This is a genomic window from Vibrio sp. V31_P5A7T61, assembly GCF_009904895.1.
GTDB lineage: Bacteria > Pseudomonadota > Gammaproteobacteria > Enterobacterales > Vibrionaceae > Vibrio > Vibrio metschnikovii.
This window is the reverse complement of record NZ_WXWI01000036.1, coordinates 62,226-82,880: the sequence shown is the minus strand read 5'-3', so window position 1 is coordinate 82,880 and position 20,655 is coordinate 62,226. Positions and strand designations below refer to the sequence as shown.

Below are 20,655 nucleotides of genomic sequence, written 5' to 3'. Positions count from 1 at the left end.
TAACCTTTCTGAAATGTTTGAAGTTGAGGAAAGGTTGCCCTCTCAGACGGCAACCTTTTTTCTTCTTTAAAGCGGTCGTTTTATTGTGGTTGATGTGGTCATCAACCCGACAAGAGTTATGGATAGTGTAAGGGGCAGGGAATGTTTTCTTTTTTGATCAAACGTCTATATCAGGCACTGATCGTCATGTTTGTGATTAGCTTGGTGGCGTTTGCCATTCAAGATAATTTAGGCGATCCGTTGCGTGAACTGGTTGGGCAATCGGTGTCAGAAGCACAGCGTCAAGCGATGCGTGATGAGTTGGGGCTTAATGACCCATTTTTAGTCAAATATAGTCGTTTCTTGGGCGCGGCGATCAAAGGTGATTTAGGGACTTCCTACTTTTTTAAACGTCCAGCGGCTGAGGTGATTTTAGATAAACTGGTTGCGACTCTTGAGCTAGTTTTTGCCGCGACCGTGATCATCATTACCTTATCGATTCCATTAGGCGTCTATTCGGCTATCCACCCTAAACGGCTGTTTTCGAAACTTATTATGGCAGGCAGCAGCATTGGTATTTCGATCCCAGTCTTTTTGACCGCCATTATGTTGATGTATGTGTTTTCGATTGAACTGGGTTGGCTGCCTTCTTATGGCCGCGGTCAAACCACCAACGTTTTCGGCTGGCAGTCGGGATTATTTAACCTCAATGGGTTAAGTCATTTAGTGTTACCAAGTGTCGCTTTGTCTTCGATTATGCTACCTCTGTTTATTCGTTTAGTCCGAGCAGAGATGTTAGAAGTTTTAAACTCTGAATACATTAAGTTCGCTAAAGCCAAAGGCTTAGCGATGAATAAAATCTATTTTCAACATGCTTTAAAAAACACCCTATTACCGGTGTTGACGGTAGGCGGCGTGCAAATTGGTACTATGGTGGCTTATACCATTTTGACCGAAACGGTCTTTCAGTGGCCGGGGACTGGATTGCTCTTTTTGGAAGCGATTAATCGTGTCGATACACCGCTGATCACGGCCTACGTAATTTTTGTTGGGTTAATTTTTGTCGTCACCAATACGATCGTTGACTTACTGTATGGATTAATTAATCCGACGGTGAATCTCACCGGAAAAGGAGCCTAATCATGACGGCAATAACAACCATGCCCTCCGCTTGGCAGCGTTTTAAACAGTCGGATTTTTTGTATTATTTTTTACGCGATAAAGTGGCGATGGTCAGCTTTGCGCTATTTAGTGTTTTTTTACTGTTAGCCTTGTTAGCGCCTGTGATCGCGCCGAGTAATCCTTACGATCTCGCCAGTATCGACATTATGGATTCTGAGCTGCCTCCTATGTGGATTGAGGGCGGTGATGGGCAATTTGTATTGGGTACCGATGGGCAAGGACGAGATATTCTCTCAACCATTTTGTATGGCTCGCGCTTATCGCTGACGATAGGCTTTCTCGCCGTTGGGTTACAGCTTATCTTGGGGATCATTATTGGCCTTTCTGCGGGCTATTTTGGTGGGCGTATCGACAGTTTTTTAATGCGTTTTGCCGACATTCAACTCTCTTTTTCGACCATGATGGTAGCCATCATTGTTTCGGCGATTTTTAAAGCCAGTTTTGGCGGCGAGTTTTATAGCCAATATGCGGTGATCATGCTGGTGGTGATCATCGGTATTGCGGAATGGCCTCAGTATGCTCGAACCATTCGCGCATCCGTGTTAGCTGAAAAGCAAAAAGAGTACGTTGAAGCGGCGCGCGTGATGGGGTTCAAGTCGTTACGGATTATGTTTCGCCATATTTTGCCTAACTGTTTATCACCAATCTTAGTCATTTCAACAGTTCAAATTGCCAATGCGATCATGTCTGAAGCAGCGTTGTCGTTTCTTGGTCTAGGATTGCCCGTTGATCAACCGTCTTTAGGAGCGTTAATTAGTACCGGATTTAAGTATATTTTCTCTGGCGCGTGGTGGATAACCGTATTCCCCGGCATCATTTTGATCAGCTTAGTTTTGGTGATTAACTTACTAGGAGATTGGCTGCGTGATGTCTTTAATCCTAAAATTTATAAAGGTTAAGGTCTAGCTGATTGATTTTATATCGATATGCCACTTACACTGAGAGTCGTCATTGAAGACGACTCTCTTTTTCTAGACATAGAGGTTGGCGTGATTTTCGCAGTGGTTTTTAGGTCATTGAGTTAGTAGCGAATCAAATCACGGTTGTCACTAAAGTTGGGATAACGATAGATATGAGAATCAGCACAATCAACACTGCACCACGAGGGCTCGTTTACCTACTATTGGGCGGAGCTTTATTCTTCAACGGCCCATTATTTGCGCAAGAGGTACTTTGCGAAGCGACGCAAGCCTCTAGCGAACAGTTACCGGTTCTGGCCAGTCATTGCCCGATCGGTGATGGGTTATGGGGCAATAGTCAGCCACGTTCAAGTCAATCTCAGTTCTGGATTCAATGTGGTCTACTTGATAAACCCTTATCGCTTGAACAAGCGAAGCTTATCTATCAACAGATTTCAACCCATGTATGGATGAAGCCAGAAGGGCGAGCCACACGCTGTTTGATCGGCCCCTACGATAGTTTTACCCAAGCACGCAGTGAGTTGATGCTGGTTAATAACCTTGCCGCTTATCGTGATGCGTTTATTCGAGAAATTCGCCCATCAGCACCGCCTTCCTCAACGGTAACTACTCCAACCACGGACAGTCCGGCAAAACAGGCGGAACGAAAAGTGGCAGAAAGTGGTGTAGCGGCAATTCAACCGCTACGCTCTGCTCGGCCTGTAAGTGTTTCTGAAGATGTTGAGATCCGTCATCAAGCGACGATTAATGGCACGACTTATGTCGTTCCCTATAGCTTTGCGACAAATAAGTCGTTTTATATGGAGCACAACCAGCCATGGAATCGACTCAGTTATGACGAAGCAAGAACGCTCTGTCAGCAACAAACGATGCGTTTGGTGAATCAGCAAGAGTGGCAGCAGCTATTAACCAGTCAAATTGCCGAGCGAGATCAGTGGCCATTGTACATTCCCTATTGGGGAGAAGGCCGTAAAGGTTTATTTGCCAGCGGTAAAGTGACTCAACTGCAAGGTAATTCGAAGCTGAATGTATTGTGTGTAAAGTCGGTGAGTCGGTGAGTCAGTGAAAAAGCCCCGTATCGCGGGGCTTGATATTTTTCGAGGCTAATAATTACTCGTTATCGCCTGTCCCTGTCCAGGTGACATTGAACTTAATGGCTTCAATATATTGCCCTTGATGGTCTTTTACCTTACCGATAAAGCTATAAATGCCGCCTTTGCTTAATTCCGGTAGGTCGAAATCAATCGCTGCGTGCACAATGTGATTTTCTGTATTTCGATAGCACTCAAGTGAGGTACCCCATTCGTTACCCGAATAAACACCGTAAGACTTATAAATTTCGCCTGTATTATAATCGGTGGTTTCAGTGACTAGCTGTGGTCCGTGAATGATAAAGTACTTATAAAACTCTTCTGCATTCTGGCAAGTGAAATTTTGGTCTGGGAACTCTAAAATTAAGTTCGCATCCATCGCATTTCTATCGTCAGGATTGGTATTTTTCCGTAACGATAAAGAGACCCTACCTAACGCTTCTACGCCTTTTTGTTGTGTCGGTAACATCATAGGAAAAAAGCGCTTTTCTGGGCCGTCATTCGATTTTATTTGAATTCGCGCTTCAGCGTCTGACTTACGATGAAACAATGTGTAACGCTCGGTTCCTTCTTCAGATGACCAAGTTAAAGTTTTTGCGCCTGGGGCGATATCATCAGCGTCTGTAATCGTTAGTGTGGCTTTTTCTTGACCGAAAGAGGCTATCAATTTCTCGCCTTGAACTTGATAGGTGCCGTTATACCAAGAACGATTGTCGAGATTGCCACACTGGGTTAAGTTGTCCATAGTGCGGTAGTTACCCGATATTTTGCCGTTTTCAAAATGCAGCGTATCGCACCAAATCCTATCATACGGTAGTTTAGTTGTTGCCGTACCACGTCCGTGTTCAAGACGATACCAAGTGGTGGCTTCTAAAGGATGCTTGAGTGATGGCGGGGCAATCCCTTCTTTTACCTCTGGTAGAATAAAGGTTGTCGAGCTTTCTGCCCCTTGGTCATCTTTGACCTTAACGGTAAAGGTTTTTCCAGCTGGAGAAGCTTGGCTTGGGGTGCCACTGAGTGTGATCATTGGGCTATCAACATCAGCGATGGTTAATCCTGCAACTTGTACCTCACCGCCCCAATAGCTAACGACTTGGCCATAGGTATCGTTAAATAGCGCGCTGATATTAATCGATTGATCAAACGCTTCCCCTTGTTGGAGATACCAAGCATCGATCTGTTGCTGTAATCTCTCTTTTTCAGCCTGGTTAATAACGGGGGCTTGATTAAGCGCGGTCACTTTTAAGTTTAGTTGTACCCGTACTTCACCATGTTTGAAGCCTCCGTTGTCTTTATCGGTGGCGACTAAGATCAAATAAAGATTATCTTGCGCCTTGAGCTCAGAGCCATTTGAGCTGACAACCAATTGCTGATGGTCAATTTTTGCGCTCAGTCCTGAAGCCTCTAAATTATGCTCTAATGTAATCTCAACAGTAGGTTGGTCTTTATCGCTAAATAAGTCCGCGATAGAAAACGCTTGGTCAGCAAAGGTGTCGCCTTGTTTGAGATTTAGCTTGGCAAAATCGGCCTCAAGTTTACCCTTAACCTCTTTGCTCACCTGCAGTTTATGGTTGGTGACTACGCTAGGGATGAAACCACTCTCGGTATTCTCATTCTTATTATCATTGATAATCACTGGACGTTGATTGACATCCTTGATCTCTGTGTCGCCCATGTTACCGACGAGTTCTGCTGCTTGTTCGGCAAACTGCGCCGCATTTTGGCCATAACTTTCTGGGTTAGCGGCTTTCGAGTCAGTGAGGATCTGGGCTTTTTTATGTAGTTTAGGATTTGTTTTGGTAAAATCGCTTAATAGTTCAGCTTGGTTATCCAGCCCTAAAGTGTTAGCAACGGTTTGTTTCGCTTGAGTGAGGTCGCTGGTCGGATCGTTTTCCATTGCTAGCACAATCAAATCGGTGATTGGCGAAATCACCTGCTGCTGTGCCTCAAGGGTAGGGGCGCGCAATACCACTTCATGAGCCATGGCTTGAGCGGGATGGTCCATATCAATGGTGTATTTACCGGCATAAGCGGCATTTTGGCTCGCCAAACGGCGCTGCACCGCTCCACCAGGGGTCAAGGTTTGTACTGCTAAGTGACCTTTGAGTTGATAGTCAGCCGGTAATTCCAATTGACCACTTTGGTTAGTTAAGCCCAATACATGCTCATTATTATCGAATTTACCGTTTTTATTCGCATCGTCAAAGATCACCGCTTGATAAAAGTGACCATCAAGGGCGGTGATTAACACCCCCGCTGCAATGGGTGGCTGCTCGCTATTATCCGCGCTATCGGAACCACAGCCGCTCAATGCGATTGCTACTGACAGAGTTAGTAAACTAATTTTGTTCATTATGTTGAATTTCCTTGCAAATTTATTGCACCGAACACCTTAACTATTAAGCCTATAGTTAAGGTTTATCCTTTTGCTATTTAAAGCCGCAGTCTTGTATAAAGAAGCCACAAACTGCTGCAAAAATCAGCTCGAAAGATAAACAGACCCTAGTAATAGGCGTGGTTTTACTGGCTTTTGATATCAATATCAAGGAACGGAAATCAGCGGAAAATCCGTAAAATTTATTTTATTTTTTTTGTTTGTCGAGCGTTGGCATTTAGCGCCAAATGGGTAGTATCTGCGCCTCTCATCATAAGGAGTGGAACATGAGACAATCTCTCACCATCGCTAGCTGTGTATTTTGCTCATTTTCTTGTTTGGCCGCTAATACAGCAGAATATGGTTATTCATATTTCACATTGGGGGTTGAGAATGTTCATTACCAAGAGCAACATAGCGCGACTCAATCTTCAGTCACTATGCTTAATCCGGTGCTCAATAGCGGTGGTTTATATCGCATCAATACGAATTGGGATTTTTCAATTGATGCTTTGGGTACATTTTCTCCTCGCAATGCACAAGAGCAGTGGCAGTGGCAAGGCCAGCGCTTGCAAGATAATCAGACCGAATATTTTAAAACGGCAACCCATGTACAACTGCACTATAAATGGCAAGATCATTGGCGGATAGTGGCTGGACCTTCATTTACTTATCAGACTTACACCCGTTATGCCGCCAACACTTATTTAGGACAAGGCCATTTACAAAATCTGGGTACTTGGAAGGAAACCATGACTCAAGTTTATCTTGATGCTGGGCTTGGCTATGACTCTGGTTATCTCAGTGGTGCTGAAGGGTGGCAGTGGAAAGGTAAGCTAATGTTCGGCCTACCTCTATGGAATCGAACCACCAATTCACAGTTTGCCGATCTGAGTTTTGATAGCTTTGGTTTTCGCACTGGGCTTGAGGGCTCACTGAGTTATCAAATTATGCCGGGACTGAATGTGGGTGGCTTTATGCTGTTTAGCTATGAAAAGCGCTTTGCTTCCCAAAATAAGCGAGTTGAGTTGAATCATTGTCTGACCATGGAACAAGGCTATTGCAGTGAATATCAACCACGATCCGCCAACGCTTTAGTTCCTGAGGCGGATACCGTGACATTTAGCCTTGGTCTACAGGCATTATGGCGATTTTAGGTGACTTACTTAGGTGAATGGTAAATCAGATTAATCGCAAATTTCTCCAATAAGTGCGCGTATTCAGGACGCGGATAAAGTAAATAGGTATAAATTTCACCCGCAACCGGCACATCTTGAGCTAAAAACTCATGGTCTAAATAGACGGCGATACGGGTTTTGGTTCGTGCATATTCACCACATAAAGGAGGATAGTTGCCAGCGCGATCACCACTTTCACTAATTAAGGGGATTTGATAGTGGCTAGAACCAATTAAGCTCGAATAGGCCCAATAAGGCTCGATATCTCGACAAAACAGACTATGAGTTGGATGGAAAACATTCAGATCTGAATCTGCAGGTTGGTAGTAATTTGGTTGGATGTGGCGTACGTCAAAAATATAGTTAAATAGGCCGATGGGATAAAACTCTTGCTGGGCATTGAGCATCAGATAATCGAAATTTAAGCTTTGATACTGATATTCACCGGTATCTACGTTCAAGCGTGATTCTGCGCCAACTCGTTGATCAAATAAACTGAACGCCATCTCTTGGCCATTTTCGTTACTGGTAATGTGATAAATCATCAAATCGGAATAAAAATGAGAGGGATAATGATGACGCAGCTGCCAACTGGCGGTTTTTCCGGCTGGAAAGTGTAAGTGAATTTGTTCATCTTGCTGCTGATAGGTGGCCACGATTCTCATCTCATCTAGCTGCGGGCAGCGTCGTCGATGGTTAGCTGCCGCGTACCAGACGTTACCTTCTTTGAGTTCGAATAACTCACACTGTAAAACATGAAATGGGTAACGCTGGCTGCCAAGGGTTCTAGTGGTATTAATTCGATATAAGGGTTGATCGATTAACATATCGCTTAGCGGTGGCTGTGGTTTGATTGCAGGCAACGAAAAATGTGCCGTCACCCAATTTTCAGACTCTAATCCATGTTGATTATCATTAGCTGAGATACTGAGCCTTAGCTCGCTTTCTTGACTGTCAGCGATACCTGTCAGGGTTAAGGGTGTTAAACTACGTACTTGTAGTGCGCGACTATTAAGTTCAACCCGATAGCTAAGTAAATCGCCATCTGGATCAATAAATAAAGGTTCAATAGCAACGGAATAATGGATCGCGCTGCCGTGTGGTAATACCCAACCAGCGATCTGTTGCTGAAGCTGCTCATAGTAGGTTTGGTTAATATGAGGAGGACGATTTTTGGTCGTGTCTGGGGCCGTCTTGGTAATATCTCTTCTCTGGCGATCTGTTAGTGAATGAAATTCTTCAATCGTCAGATTCTCATCGTTAACTGGCTGCGTAACGCTCTCTGATGGCGTTGCCTCCAAGACTGGTTGCTTAGGATCCAGATTAATCACCATGTTGAGCTCATGGCTTAGTTGAAGTTCAATCATCTCTTCTTGGCGTGAGCGCGGTGATAAACCCAGCGTTACGGCCATTGTTGATGGTTCAATTTTTTGACTGACAAGTGTGGTAGATTCGGCAGCGGATGGTTGACTTGACCATTGCCAGTAGATAAGAGTTAAACAACCAAGGCCAATCAATCCAACTAGGTATCTCATTATTGATGCATCCGCAGTTGTAACCACGATTGAGCAAATTTAAGATCTTTTTCGATTAAGCTGGTGCTGCACTCCAACAGTTGACTTATTTCGTTGATTTTTAAGCCAAGAAAATATTTTAACTTTAACGCGTTAGATTGCCTTGGGTAGCGAACCGTAAAGCTATCTAAGGTTTGATCGAGCAAAATCAGCTGTTCAACATTCGCTTCTGTTGGGGTAGGGAGCGATACTGTCGCCTGGCGCTTCTGAGCTTGCACTGTTCTGGCATGATCAATCAATATTTGCCCCATGACTTTAGCGGCGAGCAGTAAAAATTCACGTTGATGGCGAATCTGTTGTAAATCGGCTTGCGCTAATTTGATGTAGGCTTCATGAACCAGTACGGTGGTATTGTATAACTCCTCACTTAATACCGGATTATCTTGACCATATTTAGCGATGTTTTTACGCCGTTCTTGTTCGGCTAAACGGCGAAGTTGTTGATAGGCCAACTGATATAACTGCGCTTCGGCCTCTTTATCCCCTTGCTGCCACTGGTGTAAGATCTGGGTAAAGTGATTCATTTAGTTTTTATCTCATGGTGTTGTTTGGTGAACTCGCTGGCGTGAAGTAGTTGTAAGGTTTCACTGCCATCTTGGGCTCGAATTTTTTGCTGTTGTAAGCGATACAAAATTCCTTGATCCCAGCGCTCTCCAGCAGGCAGATACTCCCAACTGACAATCTGTCTACCTTGTTCCGCATCATACCAAGTGACGCTGGTGTTGAGCTGGGCAAGCTGGACATAAGGCTCTGGATTATTACGCCACCACATGGCAGGAAACTGAGCGGAGATATCTTCGCGATAGTCGTTGATCTGCGCTGGGCAGTTTGGTTGATGCTGTGGGCCGAGCTTAATCGCATTCGGTGAGATAAGCAGACAACGATATTCGATACCATTTTGTTGATAGAAGGTTTGTCGCCAAATACCCGATAGGTTGATTCGGTCACCTTTCTGTTGTGGGTAAGTGAAGGCTAAAGTTTGCCCTAAATTATGATGACTAATATGCTGATTTGGGCCTAAGCCTTGTACTTTTTCGATCAATAACTGGCTCTCAGGGTGAAAACTCAGAGCAATGGTACGATATTTCCAGTCTCCTTCATCGTCGTGATCTTCGACATAAAAGCCACTTAAATCATTGTTAGTGCAACCGGTAAGGGCACAGCCAAGTAGCCCTTGGCGATCAACAAAAGGTTGCAAAGGCTCGGTTGATTGCGAGGTAATAGCCCCCTTGATATCGAGATGACAATTTTGAAAATAGTCGCCGGGCGAGGGGTATTCAGTGACGCCATCGTTGTCAATCGAAAAGATAATACGGCCAATGGGAGGTTGGTAGTCTGGGTGAAATTGACGATCCAGATCATGCAAACAGACTCTGCCATGCCAGTCGCGTTTTTGAATCATGGTATTGATTAATCGCTGACCTTGAGGATGAAAAATAACCTCTGCGACATCTTGAACCGTAGCTGTACCATTTTGAGTACCACTAGCTAAGCAAGATAGGCTTACCAAGCACAATAAGCCCATCAAAAATTGAGTAAATTTAAGCCGCGAGCAGAGGATAGTGATGATCATTGACATTGGTTATCAGAGCAATTGAGTATGAGTTTTTGTTTAGGTACGTTCGGAGCCACTAAGGCTGCCAGTAGTTTTTGTTTAATGTGTTGTGGTATCTCTTGGCTAGACAGTAGTGATCGCCGAGTCATATCTAGCATTCCTTCGAGAGTGAGTGACTCTCCCTGTGCGTACTGTGCGTGATGCATCAGGGTGGTTAATTGCAACAATATCTTTTCTGTGATTTGTTGTTCTTGCTGTAATTGTCGGTTTTTTTCGATCAGCGTATAAGTGAACATCATCACCAAGCAAACGAGAAGTAAACTGAGTGCACTAAGCATGGGGCGACGTCGAATAAAGCAACTTAGTACGTGCCACGGTTGCTCAGACTGTTGTTTAATCGGACGATGTGCAAGCAGCGCATCAATGTCTTGTCGCAGCTCGCCAACAGTTTGATATCTTTCGGTAGTATGCTCTGCTGTCGCTTGGTTTATGATCAGGGTTAAAGTTGCAGTCAGTGACCCCACAGGAATTATGCTCGCCAGCACTTTGCCTAATGAATACACGTCACTTTGTTGAGTTAAATAATCGCCCCGTTTTTGTTCAGGGCTGGCATAGTCGGCACTGTAAGCTTTAAATTCAAATTGTGGTTTATCACCATGGCCCTCACGCAATTTTTGCGTGAGGTTAAAATCAATTAGTTTTAATTGATGCTGTTCGGTGACGAGAATATTTTCGGGTTTAAGATCGGCATGCAGGATATGATGATCATGCGCATGCTCAATGGCACGACATAACTGACTAAATAATTGTAATCGCTGGTGCAGGTTAAGCTGATAATGTTGGAGGTGAGCGTTGAACGCTAGGCCATCAATGCGCTCCATCACCATATAAACCTGATCATTATAAATGCCGCCATCAAATACCTTAGCGATAGCAGGATGATTCAGTTTAGCCAGTAACTGCGCCTCGTTAAATAACATTCGAGAACCCAATACTTGGTTCATGGTCGGTTGAATAAATTTAATCGCCAACTGTTGTTCGAAAGAATCATCCGCTCGATGGGCGGCATAGACAACGCCCACGCCACCTCGACCAATCTCCTCGGTTAACTGATATTTATCGATGCGCAAATTGGAATAGTCTTGTCTTGAGCTAGACCAAGTCTGGGCATGATCAGTTAATAGTTGGCTCAAAGAAAAGGTCGACGTTGTTTTTGAAGCCAACAAAGTCACTAATTGTTGATAGAGAGCGGAATTCTGCCGTTGTAATGATTCAAGCCACTGATTTTGATCCGATTCTGATAGATCGAGGTAATCATAAAAGCACTGAGTAATGGAGGCTGGGTCGGGCACGAAGTTTGGTTTTTATTATTATGAATTTGAATTAGTTTAACCAACTTAGTTACATAAAGAAATACATCATATTGCAGTGACTTAATGAAGAGTGCCCTTATCGGCGTCATTCCATTCAGCAATAGCCGTAATCACTGTCTATACTTTGCTCATTGGTAGCCGCTCTGTTATGGGGCATGCGCTATTACTAACTGGAGGCGTTAGCATGGGTAAAGGTATTAAATTATTAATTATCAGCTGGTTAAGTTTGTTTTTTTCTGCACCACTGTGGGCTAATGTGACGTGGCAAGGCCATTGTCGAGACCGAATCCCCTATCTTTATTTTGAAAATGGTCAGTGTAAAGGACCGGGTGGGGATGTGATCACTCAAGTCATTGGTAAATTAGGCCATCAAGTTCAGTGGACGCAAGTGCCTTGGGCGAGAACCATTGGTGTTGCACCACAAGGCGGTGTTGACTTAATCCCCTTACACTCCATGGATGAGGAGCGTGAGGTCTATTTACATCCACTACTCATGGGTTATGGTCAAAGAGAGGTCTTTTACTTTACCCGTAAAAACTCTGATATCGATGCTAAAGATTTTGATGAAATCGTCAGTAAAGGGTATGTGGTTGGTGCATTAAATGGCAGTTTTTATAGTTTGCAATTTAATCAAAATACCGATCGGCTACGGACCATTTTTGTCACTAGTGGCGATCAAATTATTAATATGCTCAAGGCGGGACGATTTGATTTGGCTATCACTTCGGAGCAGCATGGACTTGACGTATTTGAAAGTGATCCCGAACTGAGAAAAATCAGTTATACGGATGTTTCGCTCAATGGACGCTTTTTCAGTGTGCCTAAACGCTCAGCAAACTACCAATACATTAATCAATTAGAGGCGGCATTGACTGAAATGCGCCGTTCTGGGGAAATCACCCGGATATTTGAGTCTTATGGTTTAGAAGCGCCGATTCAACAAGAGTGATTACGTTAAGATAAGCGTATAAACAAAAACTGCGAGCCAAAACGTGAGCTCGCAGTTTTATTAGGGGAAGACGTTACCGCATGGTAACAAATTCTTCACTGCCCGTTGGGTGAATAGCCACTACCGAATCAAAGTCAGCTTTGGTCGCGCCCATCTTCATTGCAACCGCAAAACCTTGAATCATTTCATCCACCGTAAAGCCAATACCATGTAAACCGACCACGGTTTCTTCTGGGCCCGCGCAGACTAATTTCATTTTGCATGGCTGGCGATGAGAGGTGACTGCGGTATACATAGCAGTAAAGCTCGATGTATAGACTTTGACCTGATCGGCGCCATACTTAGCGATCGCATCAGGTTCGGTTAAGCCAATGGTGCCAATCGGTGGGTGACTAAAGACCACGGTAGGCACTAAGTCATAATCCATTTTCGCTTCAGGTTTGTTGTTGAACAAACGCTCAGACAACTGACGACCCGCTTTGACGGCCACGGGGGTCAACTCAATACCACCTTCCATAATATCGCCGACACAGTAAATGCCTTCAACATTGGTATTTTGGTATTGATCGACTTTAATGTAGCCTTGCTCATTAGTCGCTACGCCAGTGGCAGCAAGATTAATCGCATCAGTCGCGGGATGACGGCCAATCGCCCAGATAAGGGTATCGACATTGCAGCTTTGGCCATTTTCAAGATGCAGTGTCAGGCTGCCATCGGCCTCTTTAATTACTTGTTTTGGCACGCTATGGGTGTGCAGCGTTGGCCCTTCCGTTTTCATTACTTCGGTTAAAGTATCGATGATCATCGGATCAAAGCTGCGCAGTGGCGATTCTTTGCGTACAAACAAGTGGGTCTCTGTGCCAAGGGCATGCAGTACCCCAGCTATCTCAACCGCAATATAACCAGCGCCGACCACGGCTACGCGTTTCGGTTGCTCGGTTAACTCAAAGAAACCGTTGGAATCAATACCGTATTCTGCGCCAGGAATGTTTGGAATGGTTGGTCGGCCACCCACGGCAATCAAAATATGATCGGCAGTATATTGCTGACCTTCGACTTCGATGGTTTTGGCATCAATAAAACGGGCAAAACCACGAATAACATGCACTTTGTTATTACCGAGCACGCGATCGTAAGATTGATGAATACGACCAATATAGGCTTGGCGGCTTTCAATCAGTTTTGACCAATCTAGACCATTAACCTTGACATCAAAGCCGTAGTCTTTCGCGTAAAGCTGCATTGCTTCGGCAATTTGAGCGCCATGCCACATGACTTTTTTCGGCACACAACCGACATTCACACAAGTGCCACCGAGATCTTTTGCTTCAATCAACGCGACTTTTGCGCCATACATTGCCGCACGGTTCGCCGAGGCGATGCCACCGCTGCCGCCGCCAATACAGATATAATCAAAATGTGTTGTCATTCCTTTCTCCGTTATTCTTTTCAGTGCTTTATTAAGTAGATTGGGTCAGTTTATTCTGGAACAACCCATTCGACTTTAAAATGACCCGTTGCCGGAGCGATGGCTTGCTTGAGAAACGGCAGAATGGTTTGCATTTCACTCTCCAGTTTCCACGGCGGGTTAATTACAATCATCCCTGACGCGGTCATACCGCGTTGGTTGGTATCGGGTGCTACGCCAAGCTCAATTTGTAATATTTTACGAATGCCAAGGTTAGCTAGCCCATCTAACATATCCTCAATATCGCAGCGGTTAACCACGGGATACCAAATCGCATAAATGCCCGTTGACCAACGTTTATGGCTTTGCGCGATGGCTTGCACTACATCGCGATACTCTTTGGCCAGCTCATAAGGCGGATCAATCAGCACCAAACCGCGGCGTTCTTTTGGCGGTAAGCTGGCTTTTAAGCGTGCAAAGCCGTCTTGTTTGTAAATCGCCACTTGGCGATCACGAGCAAATTCTTGCTCCAGTAATGGGTAATCACTGGGATGCAGTTCGCTGAGTACCATGCGGTCTTGGGCACGAAGGTGAGCGCGAGCGATGCGTGGTGAACCTGGGTAATAGCGTAGCTCCTCTCCTTGGTTGAGTGCTTTAACCGCATCCAGATAACTGTCTATTGCCGCGGGAGTGTCTGTCTGCTGCCATAATCGGCCAATCCCTTGTTTGTATTCTCCGGTTTTTTCTGACCACTCGTGGGTTAAATCGTAGCGCCCAACGCCAGAATGAGTATCGTGATAAACAAATGGCGTCTCTTTTTGCTGTAACGCATTGAGAATAAGACTTTGTACGATATGCTTTAATACATCAGCGTGGTTGCCAGCATGAAAACTGTGACGATAACTTAGCAAAATGAGCTCTCAAAACACCCTGAGCGAGTGTGGCTAGTGAATCAAATAATATCGCCTGATTATATACTCAAAAGCGTTTCAGGTGCAGATTGGTGATACGTCAGTCTGAGCGAGGTGAGTTGATGATATCTCCTTCGTACTTAAAGCTGCTGCGGTGTTGGCGACGTTCATTCACCTCAGTCATATCGTTTGTCTATGCTCATGGGGGATTGATTCACTGGCCGCTTACTTGTAACTCCAAGTCGTTTGGGACAGTGGGGTGAAAGTTAGCTTAAGATCGTCAATCTTGTGGTGATTTTAAGTCATAATACTTAAGTCGCTATTGAAATTTCGCTTCACCACCCCGATTTACTTTCTCATAACAAGAACCTTCTTACTTTGCTAATCCAAATAGGAAGGAGAGCGACACGTCTTAACTCAAAAGGAATGTTATATGTCAAACCCTCTTCTCACGTTCACGGACTTACCGCCGTTTTCTGCCATTAAACCTGAGCATGTAAAACCTGCGGTTGAACAGGTGATTGAAGCTTGCCGCACTAAAATTAACCAAGTTCTTGAGGGTAACACTCAACCTTCATGGGCGAGTGTGATTGCGCCGATTGAAGAAGTCGATGATCGCTTAAGCCGAGTATGGTCGCCTGTTAGTCACATGAATTCCGTTGTTAATAGTGATGAGCTACGTGACGCTTATGAAAGCTGTCTGCCTCTGCTGTCTGAGTACAGCACTTGGGTTGGACAACACAAAGGGCTGTTTGACGCCTATAAAGCCATTAAAGCCAGTCCAGAGTTTGCAACCTTAACTCGAGCTCAGCAAAAAACCATCGACGATGGCCTGCGTGATTTTGAGCTTTCAGGGATTGGCTTACCTGCCGCGGAGCAGAAACGCTATGGTGAGATCAGTAAGCGCATGTCCGAGTTAGGTTCAAAGTTTTCCAATAATGTCCTTGACGCCACCATGGGCTGGAGTAAACAGATCTCCGATGTTGAGCAGTTAGCGGGTATGCCAGAATCGGCCCTTGCTGCAGCGAAAGCGGCCGCAGAAGCGAAAGGGTTAGAAGGGTATTTATTGACTCTAGAGATGCCTTCTTATCTACCTGTGATGACCTATTGTGATAACCAAGCTCTGCGTCAAGAGTTGTACGAAGCGTACGTGACGCGAGCATCGGATCGCGGCCCTAACGCTGGTCAATGGGACAACAGCGAAATCATCGCTGAGAAACTCAAGCTACGCCATGAAATTGCTCGGATGTTAGGGTTTAACTCCTACAGTGAAAAATCATTAGCGACCAAAATGGCGGAAACCCCAGATCAAGTGTTGGGCTTCCTGAATGATTTGGCGGCTAAAGCCAAGCCTCAAGGCGAGCGTGAAGTAGAAGCCTTACGCCAATTTGCTGAGCAAGAATATGGCGTGTCTGAGCTGCAATTATGGGATGTGGCTTACTACAGTGAGAAGCAAAAACAGCACTTGTTTAACATTTCCGATGAAGAATTGCGTCCTTATTTCCCTGAAACAACGGTAGTCAAAGGCTTATTTGAAGTGCTTCACCGTGTGTTCGGTATGTCGGTTAAAGAGCGTGCAGGGGTGGATACTTGGCATCCTTCGGTACGTTTCTTTGATATTTTTGATTCCAACCATACCTTACGTGGTAGCTTCTATCTTGATCTATACGCTCGTGAGCATAAACGGGGCGGCGCTTGGATGGACGATTGCCGTGGCCGTCGTGTGACGCAAAATGGTGAATTGCAAACGCCAGTGGCTTATTTAACCTGTAATTTCAACCGTCCAGTCGGCGATAAACCAGCCTTATTTACTCATGACGAAGTGGTGACTTTATTCCACGAATTTGGTCACGGTATTCATCATATGCTGACTCAAGTTGAAGTGGGTTCAGTGTCTGGTATCAATGGTGTGCCTTGGGATGCGGTTGAGTTACCGAGTCAATTTTTAGAAAACTGGTGCTGGGAAGAAGAGGCATTGACCTTTATTTCAGGTCATTACCAAACCGGTGAACCGCTGCCAAAAGCCATGCTGGATAAAATGCTCGCTGCGAAGAACTTCCAATCGGCGATGTTTATTCTGCGTCAATTGGAATTCGGTCTGTTCGACTTTACGCTTCATACCACCTACGACCCAGAAGTAGGGCCAAAAGTGCTAGAAACCTTAGCTGAGGTGAAGAAAAAGATCTCAGTATTACCAAGCTTAGAGTGGAACCGTTTCTCTCACAGCTTTAGCCATATTTTTGCTGGTGGTTATAGCGCCGGTTACTACAGCTATTTATGGGCTGAGGTGTTGTCTGCCGATGCGTTCTCACGCTTTGAAGAAGAGGGCATTTTTAATACTCAAACCGGACAAAGCTTCCTAGAAAACATTCTTGAAATGGGCGGCAGTGAAGAGCCTATGGAGCTATTCAAGCGTTTTCGTGGTCGTGAACCACAAATTGACGCCATGCTGCGCCATGCTGGGATACCCGCTTAAATACACGTCAAGTGAACATCACTTAGAAGGGCTGCACATGCAGCCCTTTTCTATGCCATCACTCGACGATCACGATGAAACGGAGACTTATGACGTCATTTGGTTATCCCATCGTTTAAGAGTATAATCGTACAAATTATGTATAAATAAACAGTAGATTAGCCATGATGGATCCCTCTCTTTTGCTCGATGGTCTCAACGATAAACAGCGCGAAGCCGTTGCCGCCCCTTTAGAAAATCTATTGGTGTTGGCAGGAGCGGGCAGTGGTAAAACACGGGTACTAGTGCATCGTATTGCTTGGCTAATCTCGGTTGAACAAGCGTCGCCGTTTTCGGTCATGTCGGTGACGTTTACCAATAAAGCCGCTGCAGAAATGCGTGGACGCATTGAAGAGCTAATGCAAGGCAGCGCATCGGGTATGTGGAATGGTACCTTCCACGGCATTTGTCATCGTATTTTACGTGCTCACTATTTAGATGCCAATTTGCCGGAAGATTTTCAAATCTTAGATTCTGAAGATCAACTGCGTTTATTACGCCGTTTAATCAAAGCGCAAAATCTTGATGAGAAACAGTGGCCCGCTAAACAGGTTTGTTGGTGGATCAATGGCAAAAAAGACGAAGGATTACGTCCGCGACATATTGATGTCTACCGCGATCCGGTGACGCAAACCTATCTGCAGTTGTACAGCGCTTATCAAGAAGCGTGCGACCGAGCGGGGCTGGTCGATTTTGCCGAAATTTTATTGCGTACTCACGAGCTTTTGCGTGATAAACAGCATATTCGCGAACACTATCAAGCGCGTTTCAAACATATTCTGGTCGACGAATTTCAAGATACCAATAATATTCAGTACGCTTGGCTACGCATGTTAGCCGGACCTGAATGTCATGTGATGATTGTGGGTGATGACGATCAATCGATTTATGGCTGGCGCGGAGCGAATATCGCCAATATTGAAAAATTCACCTTGGAATTTCCGAGTGTTAACACCATTCGTCTTGAGCAAAACTACCGTTCTACCAAAACCATTTTACAAGCCTCGAATGCCTTAATTGCCAATAACACTGAGCGGATGGGTAAAGAGTTATGGACCGATGGCAATGAAGGCGAACGGATCTCGGTGTACTCTGCTTATAACGATTTGGATGAAGCCCGCTTTACGGTGACCAAAATTAAAGAGTGGCGAGATAACGGCGGTTTACTCAATGATTGTGCGATGCTTTATCGCAATAACGCTCAGTCACGGGTATTGGAAGAAGCGTTAATTCAAGCTGGTCTACCTTATCGTATCTATGGCGGGATGCGCTTTTTTGAACGCCAAGAGATCAAAGATTCGCTGAGCTATTTACGTTTAATCGCGAATCGTCATGATGATTCGGCTTTTGAACGAGTGATCAATACTCCGGTGCGAGGTCTGGGTGATAAAACGCTGGAAACCATTCGTTTTGCCGCCCGTGATCGCGGCTGTACTTTGTGGGATGCCAGTATCGCGTTATTGAATGAGCAAGTGCTAACCGGGCGCGCTGCGGGAGCTTTGAGCCGCTTTGTTGAGCTGATTAATGCCTTGGAAGATGATAGCGCTGAGATGCCTCTTTACGTACAAACGGACCACGTGATCAAAACGTCAGGTTTATACGCCATGTATGAACAAGAGAAAGGCGAAAAATCTAAGGCGCGAATCGAAAACTTGGAGGAATTGGTCACCGCCACACGTCAGTTTGAAAAACCGGAAGAAGCCGATGAGATGAGCATGCTAACCGCATTTTTAACCCATGCGGCACTGGAAGCTGGAGAAGGGCAAGCGGATGAGTTTGATGATGCGGTGCAATTGATGACATTACATAGCGCGAAAGGACTCGAATTTCCTTTGGTGTTTATGGTTGGCGTCGAAGAAGGTATGTTCCCGAGCAAAATGTCCGCTGAAGAAGCGGGGCGTTTAGAAGAAGAGCGCCGTCTGTGTTATGTCGGCATGACGCGAGCGATGCAAAAGTTATACATCACCCATGCAGAAATTCGCCGTTTGTATGGCCAAGATAAGTACCACAAGCCATCACGTTTTATTCGCGAACTACCTGAGCAGTGTTTAGATGAAGTGCGTATGAAAGCGCAAGTCAGCAGACCCACTAGCAGTGGCCGGTTTAGCACTAGCGCGGTGAAAGAGAATTTTAATGAAACGGGCTTTAGTTTAGGGGCGCGAGTGCGGCATCCGAAATTCGGTGAAGGTACGATCATCAACTTTGAAGGCAGTGGCCCACAGAGCAGAGTGCAAGTTGCGTTTAATGGTGAAGGCATTAAATGGCTGGTCACCGCTTATGCTCGACTAGAAAAAGCCTAACGTTTTTCAGCGTTACCAAACAAGTGGGTAACGCTAATTACCGATAAAAGAAAACCCCGCGGGCAAAGCCTGCGGGGTTAGGGTCTTACTTGCAGCAATCCAGCTACTCAATCGGTGCTCCCTGCATCAATTCCTTGATAGTATGCCATATCCTTTAGCGTAATCCGTCCATCGCCTTCCTAGCGGTGTCCTTTATCATCCTGATCGACTAACCATCCTGTTAGTTCGCTTACTTGTTCCCTGAGCAGTGTCCTTGACATCATCCTGATGTTCAATCCTTGCCTCATCCAGAGGAGTCCATTGTCATTCCGTTGTCGTTACCATCCTAGTAACGAGTGCATCCTTTCAATGTCCCTGTGCAGTCCTTGCTGATGATTAATCCTTAACCATCACTCGTCATCCTGACGTTTACTGTCCGTAGTAATTTCTGTTCCGTGTCAGCATCCTTCCGACACCACTCATATTACGCTTTTAAGCGGCTTCAACAAGAGACTAAAAATAAATGCACAATAAATCCCATGCTATAGATTTTGTTTTAAAGTTTTTAAATTCAGCTAGTTATGGTTTTTTTAGTAGCGTTACTCTAGAGATAAAACGATGTTGGCTTACTTATTTGTGCGAGATCGCTTACAAAAGGGCAAGCCAATCTTCCTCTTTGCTCGCTGAGCTCGAAGATCGATTAGGATTGATAAAACAAGCCGATCAGTGCTTGAGAGAGAATCATTAAGCCAATTAGGCTGAAAATAATCCCACACAATAAATCAATATAGCGGCTTGCTCGTTGCAATTTACGCTGCAAGCGCTCGGTTGACAGCATCCACGCTAGTGCGGCAAACCACAGCAGTGAGATAGCCCATAGAATCAGTAACGCCATCCCTTTACCTTGTAGTGACATACTGGCTGGCACTAACGTTGACATCAAACTGATGAAAAAAACCAAGGCCTTAGGATTAAACAGATTGGTAATTAAGCCACGAGAAAACGCTTGTCGCTTATTATTCAGTAGCAATTCTGTGCGCTGGGAGATAACCCCACTGTCTGCTTTCCAGTGTTGCATGGTATGGCGTAATGCATTGCTGCCCAGATAGAGTAAGTAACTGCCACCAGCGACTTGGACAAGTGCAAACAGCAAGGGCTGTTGATGAACAAGATAGCTGACTCCCGTTAAGCTTAATAACGAGTGAAGCAAGATGCCGCAGGAGAGCCCGAGGGCAATATAAAGCCCAGTGTGGCGACCATAGCGAGTGGCGTTTTGAATCACCAGCGCCATATCTGGTCCCGGACTCATCAAAGCAATGAAATGGACACTGGCTAAGGTGATTAATAAGCTGATTTCATTCATGGTT

15 protein-coding genes are annotated in these 20,655 nt (G+C 45.1%); 7 read left to right on the top strand and 8 right to left on the bottom strand.

All coding sequences use genetic code 11. The features are described 5' to 3' along the window. Nucleotides 1–141 precede the first annotated feature (141 nt). From CAG58_RS09550 to CAG58_RS09540, 3 genes are all read left to right on the top strand, one after another. Entirely contained in the window at nt 142–1,119 is a 978-nt protein-coding gene (locus CAG58_RS09550) for an ABC transporter permease (RefSeq protein WP_154169629.1), read from the top strand. A gap of 2 nt (nt 1,120–1,121) precedes the next feature. Next, the gene (locus CAG58_RS09545; protein ID WP_161426544.1) at nt 1,122–2,060 is read left to right on the top strand and encodes an ABC transporter permease; all 939 of its coding nucleotides are present in this window, start codon (nt 1,122–1,124) and stop codon (nt 2,058–2,060) included. 173 nt (nt 2,061–2,233) lie between these two features. After that, complete coding sequence (locus CAG58_RS09540) at nt 2,234–3,139, top strand: SPOR domain-containing protein (RefSeq protein WP_161426543.1); 906 nt, start codon at nt 2,234–2,236, stop codon at nt 3,137–3,139. Between the two features lie 52 nt (nt 3,140–3,191). On the opposite strand, the gene CAG58_RS09535 is transcribed toward CAG58_RS09540, so the two are convergent. Then, entirely contained in the window at nt 3,192–5,525 is a 2,334-nt protein-coding gene (locus tag CAG58_RS09535; protein ID WP_161429648.1) for an Ig domain-containing protein, read from the bottom strand. 308 nt (nt 5,526–5,833) lie between these two features. Between CAG58_RS09535 and CAG58_RS09530 the strand changes: the two genes are divergently transcribed. Then, a complete protein-coding gene (locus CAG58_RS09530; RefSeq protein ID WP_161425013.1) occupies nt 5,834–6,703 on the top strand; it encodes a hypothetical protein in 870 nt (289 codons plus the stop codon). Between the two features lie 5 nt (nt 6,704–6,708). On the opposite strand, the gene CAG58_RS09525 is transcribed toward CAG58_RS09530, so the two are convergent. From CAG58_RS09525 to CAG58_RS09510, 4 genes are read right to left on the bottom strand one after another with little or no spacing between them, the layout of a single operon-like run. Further along, nucleotides 6,709–8,259 (bottom strand): hypothetical protein, encoded by a 1,551-nt coding sequence (locus tag CAG58_RS09525; RefSeq protein ID WP_161425012.1) that lies wholly within the window; start codon nt 8,257–8,259, stop codon nt 6,709–6,711. Then, the gene (locus CAG58_RS09520; RefSeq protein ID WP_161425011.1) at nt 8,259–8,822 is read right to left on the bottom strand and encodes an ECF-type sigma factor; all 564 of its coding nucleotides are present in this window, start codon (nt 8,820–8,822) and stop codon (nt 8,259–8,261) included. Before CAG58_RS09520 ends, CAG58_RS09525 begins: the two co-directional genes overlap by 1 nt. After that, on the bottom strand, nt 8,819–9,877 hold the full coding sequence (locus CAG58_RS09515) for a hypothetical protein (protein ID WP_161425010.1): 1,059 nt from the start codon (nt 9,875–9,877) through the stop codon (nt 8,819–8,821). The genes CAG58_RS09520 and CAG58_RS09515 overlap by 4 nt, the downstream gene beginning before the upstream one ends. Then, complete coding sequence (locus CAG58_RS09510) at nt 9,868–11,205, bottom strand: serine/threonine protein kinase (protein WP_154169613.1); 1,338 nt, start codon at nt 11,203–11,205, stop codon at nt 9,868–9,870. Before CAG58_RS09510 ends, CAG58_RS09515 begins: the two co-directional genes overlap by 10 nt. Nucleotides 11,206–11,410: 205 nt before the next feature. On the opposite strand from CAG58_RS09510, the gene CAG58_RS09505 reads away from it, so the two are divergent. Next, on the top strand, nt 11,411–12,175 hold the full coding sequence (locus tag CAG58_RS09505; protein WP_161425009.1) for a substrate-binding periplasmic protein: 765 nt from the start codon (nt 11,411–11,413) through the stop codon (nt 12,173–12,175). Between the two features lie 73 nt (nt 12,176–12,248). Here CAG58_RS09505 and gorA read toward each other — a convergent pair whose 3' ends face one another. Further along, nucleotides 12,249–13,604, bottom strand: a complete 1,356-nt coding sequence (gene gorA / locus CAG58_RS09500) for a glutathione-disulfide reductase (RefSeq protein WP_004397503.1) — start codon at nt 13,602–13,604, stop codon at nt 12,249–12,251. Nucleotides 13,605–13,654: 50 nt separating this feature from the next. Continuing rightward, entirely contained in the window at nt 13,655–14,494 is an 840-nt protein-coding gene (locus CAG58_RS09495) for a 23S rRNA (adenine(2030)-N(6))-methyltransferase RlmJ (protein ID WP_004397502.1), read from the bottom strand. A gap of 433 nt (nt 14,495–14,927) precedes the next feature. Between CAG58_RS09495 and prlC the strand changes: the two genes are divergently transcribed. Together prlC and uvrD are read left to right on the top strand one after the other, a co-directional pair. Next, nucleotides 14,928–16,970 carry an oligopeptidase A gene (prlC, locus tag CAG58_RS09490; RefSeq protein WP_154169584.1) on the top strand — a complete coding sequence of 681 codons (2,043 nt, stop codon included), beginning with the start codon at nt 14,928–14,930 and terminating at the stop codon, nt 16,968–16,970. Nucleotides 16,971–17,134: 164 nt separating this feature from the next. Further along, nucleotides 17,135–19,309 (top strand): DNA helicase II, encoded by a 2,175-nt coding sequence (gene uvrD, locus CAG58_RS09485; protein WP_161425008.1) that lies wholly within the window; start codon nt 17,135–17,137, stop codon nt 19,307–19,309. Nucleotides 19,310–19,988: 679 nt separating this feature from the next. Here the strand turns inward: uvrD and CAG58_RS09480 are convergent. After that, nucleotides 19,989–20,651, bottom strand: coding sequence for a LysE family translocator (locus tag CAG58_RS09480; RefSeq protein ID WP_161425007.1), 663 nt, complete (start codon nt 20,649–20,651; stop codon nt 19,989–19,991). Between the last annotated feature and the right edge of the window lie 4 nt (nt 20,652–20,655).